The 18,300-nt window shown below is 60.0% G+C and carries 20 protein-coding genes; 14 read left to right on the top strand and 6 right to left on the bottom strand.

Annotated features, from left to right (window positions below; genetic code table 11):
• Positions 1-183: 183 nt before the first annotated feature.
• Both smpB and dapA read right to left on the bottom strand, forming a co-directional pair.
• Positions 184-666 carry an SsrA-binding protein SmpB gene (gene smpB, locus KCG45_RS11380; RefSeq protein WP_218317328.1) on the bottom strand — a complete coding sequence of 161 codons (483 nt, stop codon included), beginning with the start codon at positions 664-666 and terminating at the stop codon, positions 184-186.
• An 84-nt stretch (positions 667-750) separates the two neighbouring features.
• Positions 751-1,638 (bottom strand): 4-hydroxy-tetrahydrodipicolinate synthase, encoded by an 888-nt coding sequence (gene dapA, locus KCG45_RS11375; RefSeq protein WP_218317327.1) that lies wholly within the window; start codon positions 1,636-1,638, stop codon positions 751-753.
• A gap of 100 nt (positions 1,639-1,738) precedes the next feature.
• Between dapA and KCG45_RS11370 the strand changes: the two genes are divergently transcribed.
• The 11 genes from KCG45_RS11370 (at position 1,739) to KCG45_RS11320 (ending at position 10,687) form a co-directional block, all read left to right on the top strand.
• The gene (locus KCG45_RS11370) at positions 1,739-3,703 is read left to right on the top strand and encodes a lytic transglycosylase domain-containing protein (RefSeq protein ID WP_255548144.1); all 1,965 of its coding nucleotides are present in this window, start codon (positions 1,739-1,741) and stop codon (positions 3,701-3,703) included.
• A gap of 8 nt (positions 3,704-3,711) precedes the next feature.
• On the top strand, positions 3,712-4,194 hold the full coding sequence (greB, locus tag KCG45_RS11365; RefSeq protein ID WP_369410779.1) for a transcription elongation factor GreB: 483 nt from the start codon (positions 3,712-3,714) through the stop codon (positions 4,192-4,194).
• Positions 4,187-4,651 (top strand): hypothetical protein, encoded by a 465-nt coding sequence (locus tag KCG45_RS11360; RefSeq protein ID WP_218317326.1) that lies wholly within the window; start codon positions 4,187-4,189, stop codon positions 4,649-4,651. The genes greB and KCG45_RS11360 overlap by 8 nt, the downstream gene beginning before the upstream one ends.
• Positions 4,652-4,692: 41 nt before the next feature.
• On the top strand, positions 4,693-5,931 hold the full coding sequence (rlmN, locus tag KCG45_RS11355) for a dual-specificity RNA methyltransferase RlmN (RefSeq protein WP_218317325.1): 1,239 nt from the start codon (positions 4,693-4,695) through the stop codon (positions 5,929-5,931).
• A 116-nt stretch (positions 5,932-6,047) separates the two neighbouring features.
• Complete coding sequence (locus KCG45_RS11350) at positions 6,048-6,446, top strand: hypothetical protein (protein ID WP_218317324.1); 399 nt, start codon at positions 6,048-6,050, stop codon at positions 6,444-6,446.
• A 61-nt stretch (positions 6,447-6,507) separates the two neighbouring features.
• Positions 6,508-7,104: a class I SAM-dependent methyltransferase gene (locus tag KCG45_RS11345; RefSeq protein WP_218317323.1), complete on the top strand. Its 597-nt coding sequence runs from the start codon at positions 6,508-6,510 to the stop codon at positions 7,102-7,104.
• Positions 7,101-7,751 carry an MOSC domain-containing protein gene (locus KCG45_RS11340; RefSeq protein WP_218317322.1) on the top strand — a complete coding sequence of 217 codons (651 nt, stop codon included), beginning with the start codon at positions 7,101-7,103 and terminating at the stop codon, positions 7,749-7,751. The genes KCG45_RS11345 and KCG45_RS11340 overlap by 4 nt, the downstream gene beginning before the upstream one ends.
• A gap of 126 nt (positions 7,752-7,877) precedes the next feature.
• Positions 7,878-8,360, top strand: coding sequence for a glycine zipper 2TM domain-containing protein (locus KCG45_RS11335; protein WP_218317321.1), 483 nt, complete (start codon positions 7,878-7,880; stop codon positions 8,358-8,360).
• 125 nt (positions 8,361-8,485) lie between these two features.
• Positions 8,486-9,265, top strand: a complete 780-nt coding sequence (locus KCG45_RS11330) for an SDR family oxidoreductase (RefSeq protein ID WP_218317320.1) — start codon at positions 8,486-8,488, stop codon at positions 9,263-9,265.
• Positions 9,262-9,945, top strand: a complete 684-nt coding sequence (locus KCG45_RS11325; protein ID WP_218317319.1) for a cytochrome b/b6 domain-containing protein — start codon at positions 9,262-9,264, stop codon at positions 9,943-9,945. Before KCG45_RS11330 ends, KCG45_RS11325 begins: the two co-directional genes overlap by 4 nt.
• A gap of 16 nt (positions 9,946-9,961) precedes the next feature.
• Positions 9,962-10,687 (top strand): molybdopterin-dependent oxidoreductase, encoded by a 726-nt coding sequence (locus KCG45_RS11320; protein WP_218317660.1) that lies wholly within the window; start codon positions 9,962-9,964, stop codon positions 10,685-10,687.
• Positions 10,688-10,709: 22 nt separating this feature from the next.
• Here KCG45_RS11320 and KCG45_RS11315 read toward each other — a convergent pair whose 3' ends face one another.
• The gene (locus tag KCG45_RS11315) at positions 10,710-11,150 is read right to left on the bottom strand and encodes a DUF1801 domain-containing protein (protein ID WP_218317318.1); all 441 of its coding nucleotides are present in this window, start codon (positions 11,148-11,150) and stop codon (positions 10,710-10,712) included.
• Positions 11,151-11,237: 87 nt separating this feature from the next.
• On the opposite strand from KCG45_RS11315, the gene KCG45_RS11310 reads away from it, so the two are divergent.
• The gene (locus KCG45_RS11310) at positions 11,238-12,485 is read left to right on the top strand and encodes an SAM-dependent methyltransferase (RefSeq protein WP_218317317.1); all 1,248 of its coding nucleotides are present in this window, start codon (positions 11,238-11,240) and stop codon (positions 12,483-12,485) included.
• 9 nt (positions 12,486-12,494) lie between these two features.
• Here KCG45_RS11310 and KCG45_RS11305 read toward each other — a convergent pair whose 3' ends face one another.
• On the bottom strand, positions 12,495-12,920 hold the full coding sequence (locus KCG45_RS11305; protein WP_218317316.1) for a hypothetical protein: 426 nt from the start codon (positions 12,918-12,920) through the stop codon (positions 12,495-12,497).
• A gap of 93 nt (positions 12,921-13,013) precedes the next feature.
• Positions 13,014-13,838, bottom strand: a complete 825-nt coding sequence (locus KCG45_RS11300) for an SDR family NAD(P)-dependent oxidoreductase (protein ID WP_218317315.1) — start codon at positions 13,836-13,838, stop codon at positions 13,014-13,016.
• A 158-nt stretch (positions 13,839-13,996) separates the two neighbouring features.
• On the opposite strand from KCG45_RS11300, the gene KCG45_RS11295 reads away from it, so the two are divergent.
• The gene (locus KCG45_RS11295; protein WP_218317314.1) at positions 13,997-15,211 is read left to right on the top strand and encodes an argininosuccinate synthase; all 1,215 of its coding nucleotides are present in this window, start codon (positions 13,997-13,999) and stop codon (positions 15,209-15,211) included.
• Positions 15,212-16,041: 830 nt separating this feature from the next.
• Entirely contained in the window at positions 16,042-16,758 is a 717-nt protein-coding gene (locus KCG45_RS15655) for a septal ring lytic transglycosylase RlpA family protein (protein ID WP_439648922.1), read from the top strand.
• A 1,256-nt stretch (positions 16,759-18,014) separates the two neighbouring features.
• Here the strand turns inward: KCG45_RS15655 and KCG45_RS11285 are convergent.
• Positions 18,015-18,257 carry a hypothetical protein gene (locus tag KCG45_RS11285; protein ID WP_218317313.1) on the bottom strand — a complete coding sequence of 81 codons (243 nt, stop codon included), beginning with the start codon at positions 18,255-18,257 and terminating at the stop codon, positions 18,015-18,017.
• Positions 18,258-18,300 lie beyond the last annotated feature (43 nt).

The following is an 18,300-nucleotide window of genomic DNA, read 5'->3' as shown; positions in this document are numbered from 1 at the left end:
GCCGCCTGATGGTCTTGAGTGAGGGTTCTTCATGACAGACCGTAGTCCCTGTGCCTCGCGACGCAGAAACACAAGCAATTGTCGTCAAGATGCGGCTCCGCTCCCATGAGTGATCATATGGGTAGCAATGCCCAAGTGACCAGTGGGTGAATCCAGACAATTTTTATCAAATTAGTGGGAGTTTCAGCCGCGATCGCGCATCAGCCGGGCTTTGTCGCGTTTCCAATCGCGATCCTTAATGGTCGCACGTTTGTCATGCGCCTGTTTGCCCTTGGCGAGCGCCAATTCCACCTTCGCGCGGCCTTGACCGTTGAAGTAGATGGAGAGCGGGACCAGCGTCATGCCCTTTCGCTCCACAGCGCCGAACAGTTTCCCGATCTGGCGCGAGTTCAGCAGCAATTTCCTGGGGCGGCGCGGTTCATGGTTGAGCCGATTGCCATGGCTGTATTCGGGGATGTTGGAGTTGATGAGCCATACCTCACCGTCCTTAACTTCGGCGTAGCTCTCGGCAATGGTTGCCTCGCCCGCGCGGAGCGACTTCACTTCGGTTCCCTGCAAAGCCAGGCCTGCCTCGAACTTCTCATCAATATGATAATCGAACCGCGCGCGGCGATTTTCCGCAACGGTTTTTCGCTTATCGAACTCGGGTGGTTTGGGCCGTGCCATAGATCGGGCGAGATAGGGGCTGTTTTCGCGCTAGCAAAGGGCTCAATGTATAAATCGGGTCCGGCCAGCGAAATCTGTCGCCCGCTAGGCCTCGACAATTCCTGCGTGGACAAGAGCCTCGTCAACCGCTTTGCGTGAGGCCTCGCTGGCATTGGTCAGTGGCAGACGGACGTCAGGTTCAAATCCTTCGTGAACGCGGCTCAGTGCGTATTTTACCGGGCCCGGCGAGGCATCGGAGAACATCGCGTAATGCAGCGGGAACAGGCGATCGTTGAGCTCGCGCGCCTTGGCCAGATCATTGGCCGAGATTGCCGCATGAAATTCTGCGCAAAGTGCAGGCGCGACATTGGCGGTGACCGAAATTGCGCCGCGCCCACCCGCAGCCGCATGAGGAAGCCATAGCTCATCATTGCCGGACAATTGGCAGAAATCCCGGCTCAGCCCCATCCGGTGGTCGGCCACCCGCGACAAGTCGCCGCTGGCATCCTTGATCGCGATGATGCGGTCGGGATACTTCTTCACCAGAGCGACGACGGTTTCGTCCTCGATATCGGTCACTGTTCGGCTCGGCACATTATAGAGCACGATCGGTAGCTCGCAGTTTTCAGCGAGGTAGCTGAAATGCGCGATCAGACCGTCCTGGCTTGGCCGATTGTAATACGGCGCGACACACAATCCCGCAGACGCTCCTGCCTTTTTGGCGAAGGTCATGTGCAGCGCCGCATTCATCGTGTCGTTGCTGCCGCATCCGGCAATGACGGGCACCCGCCCCCCTGCCTGCTCGATGCAGACTTCGATCACCCGGTGGTGCTCGGCATTAGACAGGGTCGATGCTTCTCCTGTCGTCCCACAGGGAACCAAACCGGCGCTCCCTTGCTCTATTTGCCAATCGACCAGTTTCCGAAATGTGGGCTCGTCGAAGGATCCATCGCGAAAAGGAGTCGCCAAAGCGGGAATTGATCCGCTGAACATTGTTTATCTTCCTGTTTGTACCAATATTCTTTGAGTACGGGGCGTTATCGTGAACGATTAAGCCTCTTGTTAAGCGCCTGATAAGGAGCCGATCGGCACGATGTCCAGCATGGCCTTGAAATTCACTTCTTCTCCCCTCGCCCTTGCAGCGGTCTTCGCAACCGGTCTTGCTGCTATTTCCGTCCCGGTATCGGCTCAGTCGAGCGGCGCAATCCGCCCTGCAAACCTCGTCGCGCAGCAACCTACACAAATAAGCGCCGCGATCACGCGGTGGGAGCGTTTGCAGGCCGACGATGAACTGCGCTTCAGCGATTACGCAGGTTTCGTGCTCGCCTACCCCGATTTCCCGCGCAGCGAAATTCTTCGGATCAGAGCCGAAAACCGCCTCAATGAAGAAGCGCCTGCGCAATCTCAGCTTCTTTCGTTCTTCGATGCCCACCCGCCGCTAACGAATGCCGGAAAGGCGCGCTACGCAATCGCCCTTGGCAGCGCGCAAAGGCCGGAGGCTCTCGAAGTCGCCCGTGCTGCATGGCGCGGCGGCAGCATGAGCGACCCTTCCGAGGTCTACATGCTTGGCCTGTTCGGTTCGCAATTCACCGATGCGGATCACGCAGCGCGAATGGACGCGCTGTTGTGGCAGGGCAATACGGAGGCAGCGACCCGTCAGCTCATCAACATCCCGTCCGCTGACCGCGAACAGGCACTGGCCCGCCTTGCTCTCATTCGCGGCTCGACACCCCAGGAAGCAGGGCTCTCCGTCCCGGCGAGCGCTATGCGCGATGCGGGATATGTCTATAACTTGCTCAATCACTATCGCGCGACCGGTCAGACCAACGCGGCGATTCAATTGCTTGCGAACCGCCAGCCTTTCGCAACGCCAGCAATTGAATCGGAGGCATTTCTCGACGACATGCTGGCCATTGCCAAAGCGGCAAGCGCATCGGACACTGTCCGTATCACGAGCAAGATCGACGATCTTTTCGAGCCGGGTCAGGATATTTCCCAAGGCTCGTTCCGTCTGCGCGATCGCTACACCGATTTGATGTGGATGGGCGGCACTAATGCCCTTTGGCGGCTACGTGACGGTGCCCGTGCGGCGCCTCTCTTCGAACGATATGGTAAGGCTGCCCGGACGCCGCTCACCCGAGCGAAGGGCTTTTATTGGGCAGGCCGCGCCGCGCGCGAAGCCGGAATGGCTCAGGAGGCGCAGAGCTATTTCGAGATGGCTGCGGCATTCCCGCATTATTATTACGGCCAGCTCGCGCTCGATGCGATGGGCAAACCCATGCCCGATTTCAAAGCGCTGCCGCAGGTTCAGGTGGATGCCGTGACCCGCGCGGACTTCGAACAGGATTCGCTGACCAGGGCGATACGTTCAATCGCGGCCAACCGCCGCGACTGGCGGACCGAACGCCGATTTTTCCAGGCCATTGGCGAGAAAGCCGAAACGCCAGAAGAACTGTTGCTTGTAAACAACCTCGCAGCCGAGACCGGGCTTGAGGAAATGGCGGTTGTGGTCGGTATGGAAGCTGGCGCTAACGGCCTCGTTGGGTTTGAGCGGGTTGGCTTTCCGACAGTGAATGTCCCGCGCGTCAACGACTGGACCATGGTCCACGCCATCGCCCGGCAGGAAAGCGAATTCGACCGGACACGCCGCAGCCATGCAAACGCAATCGGCATGATGCAGCTTTTGCGAAGCACCGCGCGCGAAGAGGCTGGTATCCTTGGCATTCAGTACATGAGCGCCAGCCTGACCGAAGATCCCTTGTACAACATCACCTTGGGAGACGCCCATTTCTCCCGGCGGATGGACCTTTATGGCGGCGCCTACCCGCTAGCCATCGCATCCTACAATGCAGGGCCTGGTCGTGTGCGTGAATGGTTGCAGCTTAACGGAGATCCGCGCCGGGGCGAGATCGACTGGGTTACCTGGATCGAAAAAATCCCGGCCAATTTCGAAACCCGGTACTATGTAATGCGTGTCATCGGAAACGCTGTGACCTATTCGCACATGTATCCCGAAAAGGCAGGACTGCCGCGAACGGTCGACACTTTTCTGCCATAGGACGGATCGTGGCGACAAAGCCGGGCCCTCCCATAACGCCGCAAGGCATGGCGGCGCTGAAGGCGCGGTATGATCACCTGCTCGGCAAGGAGCGCCCGGAAATCGTTGAAATTGTGAGCTGGGCGGCTGGCAATGGCGATCGATCGGAGAACGGCGATTACATTTACGGGCGCAAACGTATGCGCGAAATCGACCGCGAGCTCGCCTTCCTCGCGCGCCGAATGAAGATTTTGCGCGTGGTCGATCCAGCAAATCAGCCCGATCGCGGCCGCGTATTCTTCGGAGCAAAGGTCGAGCTGGCAGACGAAGACGACGCCCGCAAGACGGTGACGCTGGTCGGTGATGATGAGCAGGATGCTGGCACAGGACGGATTGGCTGGAATTCACCGATGGCAAAGGCGCTGAAAGGCGCATCGGTCGGGGATTTACGCCTCGTGAGGCTTCCCGGCGGCATCAAGGAGTGGGAAGTAGTGGCAATCCACTATGCATAAACTTGCCTGTCTTCTGGCGCTCGTAGCCCTCGTCGCCCCATTATCTGCGAAGGACAGCCTTGGCGTGTACTCGGATTGGGCCGCGTTTAGCGATGGTGACGCGCAAAACTGCTATGCGATTGCCAAGGCGACCAATCGCGATCTGGGCGTTGCCTATGCGACCATCGCCACTTGGCCAGCGCGGAATGTTCGCAACCAGATCCACATCAAGCTTTCTCGCGAGGCGCCTGCCAGCGGGAGGGTCCGCCTGCGCGTTGGTCGTGCAGGCTTCAACCTCGTCGCTGAAGGTCGCAGTGCATGGGCAGAAGACCGGCAGATGGATGCCGCGATAGTCGCCGCCCTGCGCTCGGCCAATTCAATGCAGGTGCGCGTGCGGGGCTATACCGACCGCTACAACTTGTCCGGTGTCGCCACCGCGATGGATGCTGCAGTCATCGGTTGTTCCCGCCGCGGCTGACTGGTCAAACCCGCCGCAGCGCATTATATGCGCGTCCAATCATGGCAGATACCGAACTCATGTCGATCCCCGGACAGGTGGATCCCGTCCCCGTCACGCGTGACATCACGCCGCGCGCAGATGGCCGTATTGACCTGATCGGCTTGCCGAAAACGCGCATCCGAAAGCTGTTTGCCGAGGCGGGACTGGATGCAAAGCAGGCCAAACTGCGCGCGAAGCAGGTCTATCACTGGCTTTACCACCGCGGTGTGACCGATTTCGAGGCGATGACCGACATCGCCAAGACTATGCGTCCCTGGCTGACCGAACGTTTCGTCATTGGTCGCCCTGAGGTGGTCGAGGCACAACATTCGAATGACGGTACGCGCAAATGGCTGCTTCGGACCGCCGACGCGCACGATTTCGAAATGGTGTTCATCCCCGATGCGGATCGCGGGACCTTATGCATTTCAAGCCAGGTCGGCTGCACTCTGAACTGTACCTTCTGCCATACCGGCACCATGCGCCTCGTCCGCAACCTGACCCCGGGAGAAATCGTCGGACAGGTCATGTTAGCGCGCGATGCGTTGGGCGAGTGGCCCAAGGGTCGGATGGACGGTCTCGAGGACACCGAGGACACAGGCCATTATACAGCCGATGGCCGCCTGCTCACCAATATCGTGCTGATGGGTATGGGCGAACCGCTCTACAATTTCGACAACGTCCGCGATGCGATGCAACTTGTGATGGATGGGGACGGTCTAGCGCTGTCGAAACGCCGCATCACCCTTTCCACGAGCGGTGTCGTTCCGATGATGCAGCGGTGCAGCGAAGAAATCGGCGTTAATTTGGCGATCAGCCTCCACGCCGTGACCAAGCCTGTGCGCGACGAGATCGTTCCACTCAATCGGAAATACGGGATCGAAGAGCTGCTACAGGCATGCGCCGATTATCCGAAGGCTTCAAACGCGCGCCGTATCACGTTCGAATACGTCATGCTGAAGGACAAGAACGACAGCGACGACGATGCCCGCGAACTCGTTCGCTTGCTCAAGCAGTTCAATCTGCCAGCCAAGGTGAACCTGATACCGTTCAATCCATGGCCCGGTGCGGAATACGAATGTTCGGACCCCGAGCGGATCAGAAGCTTTTCGAACATCGTTTTCGAGGGCGGAATAAGCGCCCCGATCCGTACGCCACGCGGCCGCGATATCGACGCTGCATGCGGGCAGCTAAAGACCGCGGCTCAGAAGAAAAGCCGGGCGCAACGCGACCGTGAAGCTGCCGAGCTGGGCGCCTGAACGCCATATTGACGCGCTGTTATTATTGGAGGATGGTAACCTAGCGCCCCTCCCCCACGAACTTTCCAGTGTGACGCCCGGATCATCCGGAGCGCTGAATTAAAGGAACACTGGAAATGAAAAAGTCACTGATCGCCCTTAGCGCCGCCGCCTTCGCGGTCCTTGCAACGCCGGCTAGCGCCGCAACCTCCGTAGCACCTGCTGCCGCCCCTGCAATCTCGCAGACCACGGCCTTGGACGTACAATCGCCAACCACGGTCCAGACATCCGAACTCGGCAAGAAACATCATCGCGGCTTCCGCGGAAAACGTTTCGGCAAGTTCGGTCACCGGAAGGGCTTCCATGGCAAGGGATTTCATAAGGGCCACCATGGCTTCAAAGAGAAGCATCTGATCCATGACCGCCACCACGATGTCTACGTTGATGATCACAAGTTCGATCACCACGACGATCACAAGCATCACGTGACCAAGAAGAAATTCAAGGGCAAGCGCTACGGCTATTACCACAAGTGATTGATCGAACAGGGCGTGCTGGACTAACAAAGCCAGCGCGCCCTTAGTTCTTGTGAGTGAAATGACCGATATCGATCAGCCCACATACGATTTCTATCAGAACGGAGCGCCCTTCTTCTCACTCAGTTCCGCTGTTGCGCATAGCCGGGATTTAGATCCTTTCCTCGACCGACTGAACCCAAATGCCCACATTCTTGAACTGGGCTGCGGAGCGGGGCGAGATTCCGCCCGGATCAAGGAACGCGGCTTCCTTCTCGATGCGACGGACGGCATTCCTGCCATGGTCGCGAAGGCCAATGAAAGGCACGATGTCGGTGCGCGGCTGATGCGGTTCGACCAGTTGGATGCGGCCGGTCGTTATGACGCGGTCTGGGCCCATGCCTGCCTACTGCACTGCCCCCGCGCTGAACTGCCGGCTGTTCTTCGGCGTATTCATCGCGCTCTGTTGCCGGGCGGCCTGCACATGGCAAGCTTCAAGCTCGGTGACGGCGAAGGGCGCGACCTTTTGGGCAGACTCCACAATTTCCCGTCGGCACGGTGGCTCCGACATGCTTATAGCAATGCCGGATTCGAACCCGTCGACGAATCCGTTTTCGCAGGAAAGGGCAGCGACGGGACGCAGCGCGACTGGATCGCTCTAACCGTCAGGAAACCATGAAGCGCACAGTCACAGCCATCTGCACCGGCACCGCCCGCCCATTCAACGGAGCAGAAACGAGTGCAATCGCAAAACGACCCCGCGAAGGCATCGTGCAGATCCTGGAAGATGGGTTCGCCCCTGACGAGCAGGCTGATCGGCGCGTGCACGGCGGGCCTGAGATGGCAGTGCATTTATATCCGCTGGATCACCACGCGTATTGGCGCGAGCGACTTGGAGACCTGGATCTGCTCGATCAGCCGGGCGCGTTCGGATCGAACCTTGCTGTACGCGATGTTACCGAAAGCGACGTGCATATCGGCGACCGGTTCCGTTTAGGCGAAGCGCTGCTGGAAATCAGTCAGCCGCGTCAGCCGTGTTGGAAGATCGAGCATCGTTTTGGCGGGCAGACGAACGCTAAAGGCATCGTGGCTGACATCATCAAGACCGGGCGATGCGGGTGGTATTTCCGTGTGCTCAAGATCGGCGACGCTCAGGCAGGAGATGCATTGGAGCGAATCGAGTTGGGACACAAGGATTGGAGCGTCGCGCGCACGTTCAACGCATTGATCGCAGGCAAGGCGAGTCGCGACGAATTGGAAGAGCTTGCAGCTCTTCCGCGACTCGCACCGAAATTGCAGGACAAGGCCGCGGCAAAACTCGCCTGAAAAACAATTCATCGCAGGTGATCCACGGTTCAACCACGCTGCTTGCGGCCCACCGGCCTGTTCATCTTAGGTTCGCCTTACCTGAACCAAATGGAGAAAACCCAATCAAGGGAAAGGCAACCCATCATGAAGATTCTCACCGCATTCGTTTCCGCAGCCGCTCTCTCGACCATGGCCGCCCCGGCGCAGGCTGCAGAGATCGCACCGACTGCTGCAGCTCCCATCGCAACCTGGACCGGCACCGCTCCGGTTGAGCTTACCCGCGATCCTCCCCGCCATGCCCGGGCATATGGTCGTCGCGGCAAGGACCGTTATTATGATCGGTACGACCGCTACGACGATGATGACGACATTTATGATCGCCGCGGTCGTTACATCGAGCCGCGCCGCATCCACCGCGGTGACCGCATCTGGCGTGGCCGTGACGGACGGTATTACTGCCGGCGCGGCAATGGCACGACAGGCTTGATCATCGGCGCAGCCGGCGGCGCGCTGCTTGGCCGCGCGATCGATACCCGCGGTGATCGGACCGTCGGTACGCTTCTGGGGGGCGCATTGGGCGCAGTTCTTGGCCGCGAGATCGATCGCGGCGGTGCACGCTGCCGCTAAACCATATATCTCACTTGTACTGCGTGGCGCTGTCGTCCCTCACGGGTCGGCAGCGCCTTTCTTTTGAAGTTGTAGTGCGAAGCTGCGATTGAACCTGTCACCGCGCACTGATAGGCCTCTGCCCGATGACACTGCCTGCTGTCCTGATTACCGGCGGCGCCACACGGATTGGTGCCGAGATTGCGCAGGGCTTCGCGAAGGCGGGATGGCACGTCGTGATACACTACAACTCATCATCGGACCCGGCTGAAAGCCTTGCGAACGCACTGCCCTCTGCCGAGATAATTCAGTGCGACCTGACCGATGACAATGCCGCGGCTGAGATGATATGCGACCTCGCCAGCCGCCTTTCCGACTGGCGCTGCCTCATCAACTCCGCATCGGTTTTCAACTATGACAGTGCAACCGATCTCGATCCGGCTACGAACCGGCAGGCGATGCAGATCAATGCTCTTTCGCCTGCCCGTATGTCGCAGATGTTTCTGGCCCACGCCACCAGCAGCAGTCAGCGCTGCGTAATCCAGATCACCGACATGAAGCTCGCAAATCCCAATCCCGATTTTTTCAGCTACACGATGTCAAAGCACGCTCTCGCTTCGACAATCGGAATGCTTGCAAAAAGCACGGAACGACCCGGCGATCGTATTTACGGTATCGCGCCAGGCGCTATTCTCGCCAGCCATGACCAGAGCGAGGAGGAGACCGAAGTCTCGCATCGGCTCAACCTGCTGGGGAGAAAGACCGGGGCAAGCGAAATCGTGGAGGCTGCGCTCTTTCTGTCAAAGTTTGTGATCCGCAGTGGCCAGACGCTCTACATCGACAGCGGTCAGCACCTGCTCGATCAGGATCGCGATGTCATCTGGCTGGCGCGCGAGCAGGCCAAAGCCCGCAGAGCATCGGTATGAACCAACGCCATTCCCTTTCGGTTCGCCTGTGGCACTGGATCAACGCGGCGGCGCTGATCATCCTGTTCATGTCTGGCCTGAATATCTCGAACGCGCACAGGTATCTCTACTGGGGCGATTACGGGTTTGACCCGGCAGATGCCTGGACGAGCGTCATGCGCTTCCCCGGTTGGTCGACCCTTCCGCAATATTACGACCTCGCGGCTGCGCGCGACTGGCACAGCCTTGGTGCCTGGCTATTTTCTGTGCCCCTTCTGGCAATGTGGATTGTCATGCTGGTCAACGGCCACTTCTGGCGGGACATCCGGGCGTCGCGCAAGGAATGGCGGATTGGATCGTTAAGGGACGAGGTCGCCGCCCATCTTCGCGGCAAGTTCGGACTGCTACAGTCCGGTTATAATGGCCTGCAAAAGATTGCCTATGGCGTCGTCTATGCGGTGCTGTTGCCGATGATGATTTTCACTGGTCTCGCAATAAGCCCGGGGTTCGAGCCGGCTGCACCGTGGTTGGTCGATATCCTCGGCGGAAGACAGTCCGCGCGCAGCCTGCACTTCATCTTCGCATGGGCCGTGTTCGGCTTTTTCGTTATTCATGTTGCGATGGTGCTATTGTCGCATCCGCTGAAAAGGCTCGCCGGAATGGTCACCGGCGGGCGCGACAAGGAGAGCGGTTTTGACTGATATCAAGCGCCGCAGCATGCTCGCTGGACTGGCTGCACTGGGCACGGGTGCCTGTGCCAAGATTGCGAACAGCGACACGGGACAAAGCTGGTTTGACGCTGCCGAAGACTGGCACCGAATTGCGCAAAGGACACTCGCCGGACGGCAGCGTCTCGCTCCGGAATTCGCGCGCGACGACGTGTCTCCCGATTTCAAGGGTAACGGCTCTCTCACCGTCGACACGCCGGCCTACCGCGCCGACCGCGAGAGCGGCTTCGCTGCATGGCGCCTCCTGGTAGGCGGCCTGGTCGAACAGCCGCTCAGCCTGTCGATGGACGACCTGCGCGCGATGCCTCAACGCACCCAGGTTACACGGCACGATTGTGTCGAAGGATGGAGCGCGATCGGCGAATGGACCGGTCCGCAACTCTCGCTGCTGCTAGACAGTGCGCGCGTGAAACGGGACGCGAACTTCATCGTGTTTCGCTGCGCAGACAATCTCTATGGGCGTGATTACTACGAGAGCGTCGATATGGTGGATGCTTACCACCCCCAGACCATCATAGCTCATTTGCTAAACGGCCAGCCGATCCCCGAGAAGAACGGTGCGCCGCTCCGAATGCGGATCGAGCGGCAGCTTGGCTACAAGCACGCCAAATATCTGACCGGCATTGAGGCCGTCGCGGACCTTTCCGATATCGGCGATGGCAAGGGCGGCTTTTGGGAGGATTTCGGAAATTACCAATGGTATGCGGGCATCTGAGCCCGCCGCATCTTGAAAGCGGTCAATCCGCAGGATATTTCCGCTTCATGGCGGCCCAGTCCGCGGCGATGATTTCTTCAAGCACGGCGATGTCCACGTCGGCCAGCTTGTTGATGTAGAGGCAGCTCTTACCCGTCTTGTACTTGCCGAGCCGTGACAAGGCATCGTCGCGCTCCTTCGCAGCGATGTCATCGCAATACCCGCCCATCAGATACAAGGAATGTTTCGCTTTGCGCGGACTGAATCCGGTCCGCATCCAGTGCACAGGCCGACCGCTGGCGTAGACCGTGTGGTACTCGCCATATCCGATAATGCTCGGGCCCCAGATTGCTGGCTCCTCGCCAGTCACCTTGCGAAAAAGAGCATCGAGCATGCGCGCCTCGCCACGTTTAGCCTCGGGTTCGACCGCGTCGATATAGTCATCGACCGACGCATCCGTCTTGGCTGTTTTGGGCTCCGTCATGGCGTCCAGACTATCCTATTGTTGACAGCAGCAAAAGGCATGGCTTTGTACTGCCACCGGGATCTCTCAAAAAGGCGCGACTATTCAATGAGCAAGACTTTACTCGAAAAGTTCCTGAGCAAAGGCATTACGCAGGGACGCCTCGGTGTCGTTTTCGCCGATGGCAGCGCGGACACGTTCGGCCGATCGGCAGAGGGTTTTCCTGAAATCGTTATCCGCTTCACCGATAAGAAGGTGCCGCGCGACATCATCATGGACCCGCGCCTTGGCGCGGCAGAAGCATTCATGGATGGCCGCCTGATTATCGAAGAAGGCGACGTGATGGGTCTCGTGACCCTTCTTCGTGCCAACAGCCCCTGGGATCAGGGAGGCGACATCGCCGCGCCGAAATTGCTCCGGCGGATAGTGGACCGCGCGACCTGGGCCGCCGAGAAGGTCAACAACGCAGTCAGCGCCAAAGACAACGTCGCGCATCACTATGACATCGGCAACGACCTCTATGCTCTGATGCTGGACGACGAGCACTGGCAGTACAGCTGTGCCTATTGGCCTTCGGATGACATGACTTTGGGCGAAGCGCAGGAGGCAAAGCTCGCGCATATCGCGGCCAAGCTTACCCTATCGAAAGGGCATACCGTCCTCGACATCGGCTGCGGTTGGGGAGGAATGGCGATTTACCTCGCCAAAAATTACGATGTTCACGTTACCGGAATCACTCTCTCCGAAGAGCAGGCACAGCTTGCACGGGAGCGAGCTGCCGACGCCGGAGTGGCCGACAAGGTAAGCATCGAGCTGGTCGATTACCGCGATTTCGCTGCGGCAGGTCGCAAATTCGACCGTATCGTTTCGGTCGGCATGTTCGAGCATGTCGGCCAGCCGCAGTTCGAGGCGTTTTTCGAAGCGTGTGCGAACCTGCTTACCGACGATGGGTCGATGCTGCTGCATACCATCGGCCGTATGGGCGTACCCGGAGCGACCGATGCATTTACTCGGAAATATATCTTCCCGGGCGGCTACATTCCCGCTCTTTCGGAAACGGTGGCCGCATCGGAAAAGTTTCGCCTGATCGCCACCGATGTCGAAACCCTGCGCCTCCATTACGGAAAGACGATCCGCCAATGGTATGCCAATTGTGAGGCAAATCGGGATGCGATCATCGCGATGTACGATGAGCGTTTTTACCGAATGTGGACGTTCTACTTATCAGGCGCTGCTACTGTGTTCGAATATGGCAGCATGTGCAATTACCAGATCCAGTATGCGCGCAGCCGCCACGCCCTGCCGATTACCCGCGGGTATATCGAGGCAGAAGAGAAGCGGCTGCTCGGCAAGTAAAGACCCGGCTCAGCGCAGGGCGAGCATTTCGGCGGTGACCAGTTTCACTGGGCCGTGATCGTCGGTGTGGTCGCCGTGCACATGATGAAGGCGGCCGTTATGGACAAAATCCATGTGCGAGCCGTGCTGGACCATCTGGTGTTCTTCGCCTTCGTGATCGTGCGGGTGATCGTCCGACGTAACTGTGGTTGCGAGCTCATGCACTTCAGGATTGGTGCTGCTCACGACAATCATATGCTCATCCACGTGGCTGTCATGCGCATGGTGCAGGTGACCGTCATGGATGTAATCGAGATGCCCGCCATGTTCGAGCGCAGTATGCCCGCAATCGGCAGCATGCGTGTGCGACGCGTGGTCGGCATGCAGGATTTCGTGGGCATACGCTGCGCTTGAAAGAGAGGTGGCTGCTGCAAGAACAAATACGAGACGTTTCATGGATCGGCTCCTGTGACAAAAGGCTCCGCCATTTACCAACGTCCAACTCACCTGTCACGCTTTATGTCCAACTGAATGTACACGGGCACGAGGTCAGTATTTGACGTGCGTCGAATATCCGCCGTCCACGATCAGGTTCTGACCCATGATCCAGCTTGCCTTGTCGCTGGCGAGGAAGAGGATCGCGTTCGCAACTTCTTCGGGCTTGCCAAATCGGCCAGCCGGATGCCGCGCAAGATTCTCAGCGTAGTAATCCGGCATATAATCTTCGAGAAAACCCCAGCTTCCGTCTTCGACCCGCGTTGGCCCAGGGCACACCGTGTTGCAGCGAATTCCTTCGCGCATATGCCGATGAGCAAGCTGGTGTACCGTATTTATGAGCGCGGCTTTCATGGCCGCGTAGCTCAGATTTTCCCCGAACGGATGATCTTCGACAGCGGCAACGCTGCCGGTCTGTACAAATGCCCCACCCCCACCCTTTTTGAACCAGGGATATGCGGTTTCGAACATCGCGACGCTGGAAAGCAGCTCGACTTCATAGCTCAGATTCCAGCTTTCGCGAGTGTTGGGTCGCCCGCCCAGCGCACTTGCGTTGGAAACCACTACGTCCAATCCGCCCATCTTGGTGGCGGCATTTTCGACCCACACTCTGACGGCATCACCGTCCGCGCAATCGACCACGTCACCGTGAACCGTTCCGAAACCTGCGAGATAGTCGGTCGCTTCGGCCACTCCTGATTGGGCGAGCGGATGCCCTTCACCCTGATGGCCCGCCTCGAACGTCTCGCCGCCTCCGGGCCGGCGGCCGCAGATAGACACTTCCGCACCCTCCACGAGGAAGCAACGAGCCGTCACCAATCCGATGCCTCGGGTCGCCGCGCTGATGATCACTTTCTTTCCTGCGAGGCCCAAATCCATGCTCTCGATATCTCCCTTTAGGCACTGATGATTAGCGCGCGCAGATCGTCTGGGTCGACTATCGCTATTGTCGGCCATTTCAGGGCCGAGACGCAGCGCCCTTGCATAGCATGACGCAGGCGAATAGGGCGCGCTGCAAACGAGGAGTCTGATCCCAAATGTCCGATATCAAACGCGTTGTGCTTGCCTATTCCGGAGGCCTCGATACGTCCGTGATCGCCAAATGGCTGACCGTCGAACGCGGATTGGAAGTCGTGACTTTCACCGCCGATCTTGGGCAGGGCGAGGAAATCGAACCGGCGCGCGAAAAGGCACGCGCGATGGGCATTCCTGACGAACACATCTTTATCGAGGATCTGCGTGAGGAGTTCGTCCGCGATTACGTATTCCCGATGATGCGCGCCAATGCCCGCTACGAAGGGGATTACCTGCTCGGCACCTCCATTGCCCGGCCTCTGATCTCGAGACGTCTCGTCGAGATCGCGCACGAGACGGGTGCTGACGCCATCGCACACGGTGCTACCGGTAAAGGCAACGACCAAGTGCGCTTTGAACTTTCAGCCTACGCGCTCGATCCGAATATCGAGGTTATTGCGCCCTGGCGCGAATGGGATCTGACCAGCCGCACTGCCCTCATCGAATGGGCCGAAGCACACCAGATAGCGGTCCCCAAGGACAAGCGCGGCGAAGCGCCTTTCTCGACAGATGCGAACCTTCTGCACACGTCTTCGGAAGGCAAGGTGCTGGAGGATCCTTGGGAGGAGACGCCGGATTACGTCTATTCGCGTACCGATCATCCTGAGGATGCGCCTGACACCCCTCAATATATCGAGATCGGCTTCGAGCGAGGCGACGGCGTTTCGCTCGATGGCGAGGCCATGAGCCCGGCGACCCTGCTTGCCGCCTTGAACGAGCTGGGCCGGAGGCACGGCATCGGCAGGCTCGACCTTGTCGAAAATCGATTCGTCGGCATGAAGAGCCGCGGCATGTATGAAACACCCGGCGGTGAAATCTACGCCCGCGCACATCGCGGTATCGAGCAGATCACTCTGGATCGCGGCGCAGCGCACCTCAAAGATGAGTTGATGCCGAAATATGCCGAGCTGATCTACAACGGGTTCTGGTTCAGCCCGGAGCGTGAGATGCTCCAAGCGGCCATTGACCTCAGCCAGGAGAAGGTGTCCGGCACCGTGCGGCTCAAATTGTACAAGGGGCAGGCCAGTGTCGTCGGGCGCAGAAGCGAGAACTCTCTGTATTCCGAAGCTCACGTGACTTTCGAGGACGATGCCGGGGCCTACGACCAGCAGGATGCCGCAGGTTTCATCAAATTGAACGCTCTTCGGCTGCGCTTGCTGGCTAAGCGGGATGCGTGATCGATAAGCCTTTCAGTCGTGAGAGCGCGCGACTCGATAGCGGGTCAAAGCGAGTCGCACTGGAAACATCGGATCGATCTCGCCTCTGACCCTGCAAATCGAGCTGCGAATTCCCGGTTTCCGTGTTGCGGAAATAGCGAATGCGACGAATTGATGACTTATCCACCGCCGTCCACAAGTGATCTGGGCAAAAGTGGAAAACTCACCCTTGCCAGTCTTGCGAACCGAACGATTCGAGGTCAATTTGATCATGTCTTCGGAACAGGAAGACATTGAAGACCAAGCCGCAAGGCTCTGATTTTTAATGAAATTCAGTTCCAAGGATGCGGTGGCGACTGTCCACGCGCTATCCGAGAGACGGAGTGCAGGAGGCTTCGGCCAAATGCAAATCGGATCGTTTGAGGGAAGTGCGAAACGACGTCATCGGAAAAGACCGAAGATTTGGTCAGTGATCGAGGAAGCGGAAGGGTCAAACCGGAAGCAGCCGTTTGAGATCAAGGACAATACGGATCATCGGTCTCGGCTTTGCCCCAGGTGAAGTCGCGAGAACGGAAGGTTTCGGCCGGAAGGGAACGCGGTGGATCGCAAGCAAAGTCGGATGCCGGCGCGAGCGCCGGTGACAGAACGCGGGCTTTCGAGCACGCGGAAAGACATCGGGCGCCAAGCGCTTACGAAACGGACGCACCTCCGGGTGCGAAAGAGACGGAAGACCACGCGCTGGTGAGAGTGGGGTCGGCAGCAATGCCGGCCCCATTTGCTTTGTGCCCTTGTGCCCCTGTGCCCTTGTGTCTTGGCCCTCGACCATTCGCCCCCAACAGCTCGCACCCTGCATGGTACCCCTCACCCCGCGCGCGCCGCTGCGAAGCCTTAACACCGCTCATCCCGGCGCGCATTTCGCCCGGTTCGCGCCGCCTGCGCCTTCCCCTGTTTGCGATTCGCCGTCGGAGCTGCCTATAAGCCCGCCGATGGGTTCCGGAACGCACCAGCCCCCGCACGTCCGCCGCTTGACGAGACCCGGCCTTCGCGCCGCCATTCCGCTCGCTGCGCTTCTGTGCGGCGCATCCACGACAGCCGCCGACGATCCCGACCCGGGCGCCTCGTCCTCAACCGCCCTGACCGAGCCCGCACCCCGGCTCGATCCGCCGCTCGTCAGCGAGTTCGCGCCCTTTACCGGCCCCCGCCCCGATCTCAACGTGCCTCCCACCGCCGTCGACCTGTCCGAGTTCGAACCCCCGGTCGAGGATCCGATCCTGCGCACCCTCGGCCGCGGCGTCGCTTCCTTCTACGGACGCCGGTTCCACGGTCGCCGCACCGCCAATGGCGAGCGGTTCGACATGAACGCCATGACCGCCGCTCACAAGACGCTCCCCTTCGGCACCAAGGTCCGCGTGACCAACCCGAGCAACGGGCGCAGCGTCATCGTGCGGATCAACGATCGCGGCCCCTTTACCCGCGGGCGCACCATCGATCTCTCCCGCGCCGCCGCGCGCGAGATCGGCATGATCGCCAGAGGCCACGCCCGGGTCGAGCTCGACATCGTCCGGTAAGCCCTCGGGCGAATCGCTCTCTCGCGAAGCCACCTCTGCCGACTCACCGTCATCGCGCGCGTTCGCCGCCGCAATCGCCGCCGCCGCCTCCTCCTCGTTCGTCACCTCCCACCAGCGGTCGGCCCCTTCCTCGAACGCGGCGAGCTGCACCGCCTCCAGCTCGTCCGCCTCGGCAACGGTCTTCGCGGCCTCATCGGGCGAAAGCACACCCTTGGGCCGCGCGTCGTTCATCGCGGCAAGCCGCAGGTCGAGCTCGGTCGGGGCATAGGGGTCCCAGTCATCCTCCTCTGCCGCCTGCCCGCCGGGAGACATGGACCGCATGTTACACGGTTCAGGAGCAATTTCCGGCAGCTCCACCGCGCCCGTCTCACCCGCATCCGCATCCGCATCCGCATTTTCGAACGCCTCGATCACTGCATCGAATTCGCGCGCAAGCCCCGCTGTCTCGGTCCGCTTTTCAAGCCGGTCGAGCCGCGCAAGATGCGCCAGCAGCAGCCGGGAATCGTACCGCCGCCGCGTCGCGACGACCTCGCCGTGGTAGAACACCTGCTCCTCGGTCCCGTGCATGGCGCGGGTCGCGAGCAAGTCCTCCGCCCGCTCGCGCGCGACCAGCAGCGCCGCATCCCACCCCTTCGCAAAGACCGGGCACGCCCGCCGCATCCGGTAGACGGTCTGGTGCGAGACGTTGGAGGCCCTCGCCGCCACCCGCACCTCCCCGCAATCGGCAAGGCGCTGGAGAAAAGCCGCCTGGCGTGCACGGGTGAAGCGCGTCTGAGGAGCATGCGAGGCGTCCGGCGGCAGCACGTCGATAACAGCGGGCAGCGCGGCGGCGGCAGGGCAAGGCTCTGCCGGGATGAAGGGGGCGCCCGAGGGGTTTGGAAATTGGTGGGTCATTATCGGTTCCTTGCGAGATGAGCGCTTCGTGCCGTGCTCCGCCACATGGGAGCTAGGGAGCGCCGGGGTTCTTGGTGCGAGATGGTGGGGTAGCGCCAAGCGTCATCGCTCGACGTCGAGAGGTTGCGTCAAGCCTCATGGTGCAAGGTTGAGAGGTTGCGCCAAACGGCCGCGAAGCGACCGCAAGGCCGACTGGCCGTCGCGCCTTATGGCGCGTAGCCAAGCAGCGCGGATGCGCTGAGCCCGGCGCCTGGAGTCGGAGCCGAAGGCGGAGACGGCGAGAAGCGCCAGCGCGCAAACGAAAGACTCCTCACCTCTTGGTAAAACCTCCGTGACCAGCACCCGCAACCAAGCGCTAGCCGTCAGTAATACCGTGTCGAGGCAGCATCCCCCTCACCGTCCCAATTCGGCAAGACGCGGTAGCCGAGCAGGATCATCTCATTGCGAGCATGCTGGATACGAATTTCAGGCGAGGTCGAGGGACCACCTCCGATGCGCCCGGCATCGACATGCCGCTGCCACTCGCGCTGGTGATCGAACGCATCGCGGTTGATGTGGCGGTGCGGTTCAGGGGAGATGGGCGGAAGGTGCGAGGTCTTGGGCATGTTGGCTCCTTACTGCTGTGGAGTGTCACCTGCTATACTGATT

Origin of the sequence: Erythrobacter ani (assembly GCF_019204025.1) — a bacterium.
Lineage (GTDB): Bacteria > Pseudomonadota > Alphaproteobacteria > Sphingomonadales > Sphingomonadaceae > Erythrobacter > Erythrobacter ani.
Note: the sequence above shows the minus strand (reverse complement) of the source record. Positions and strands in the feature narration are given on the sequence as shown.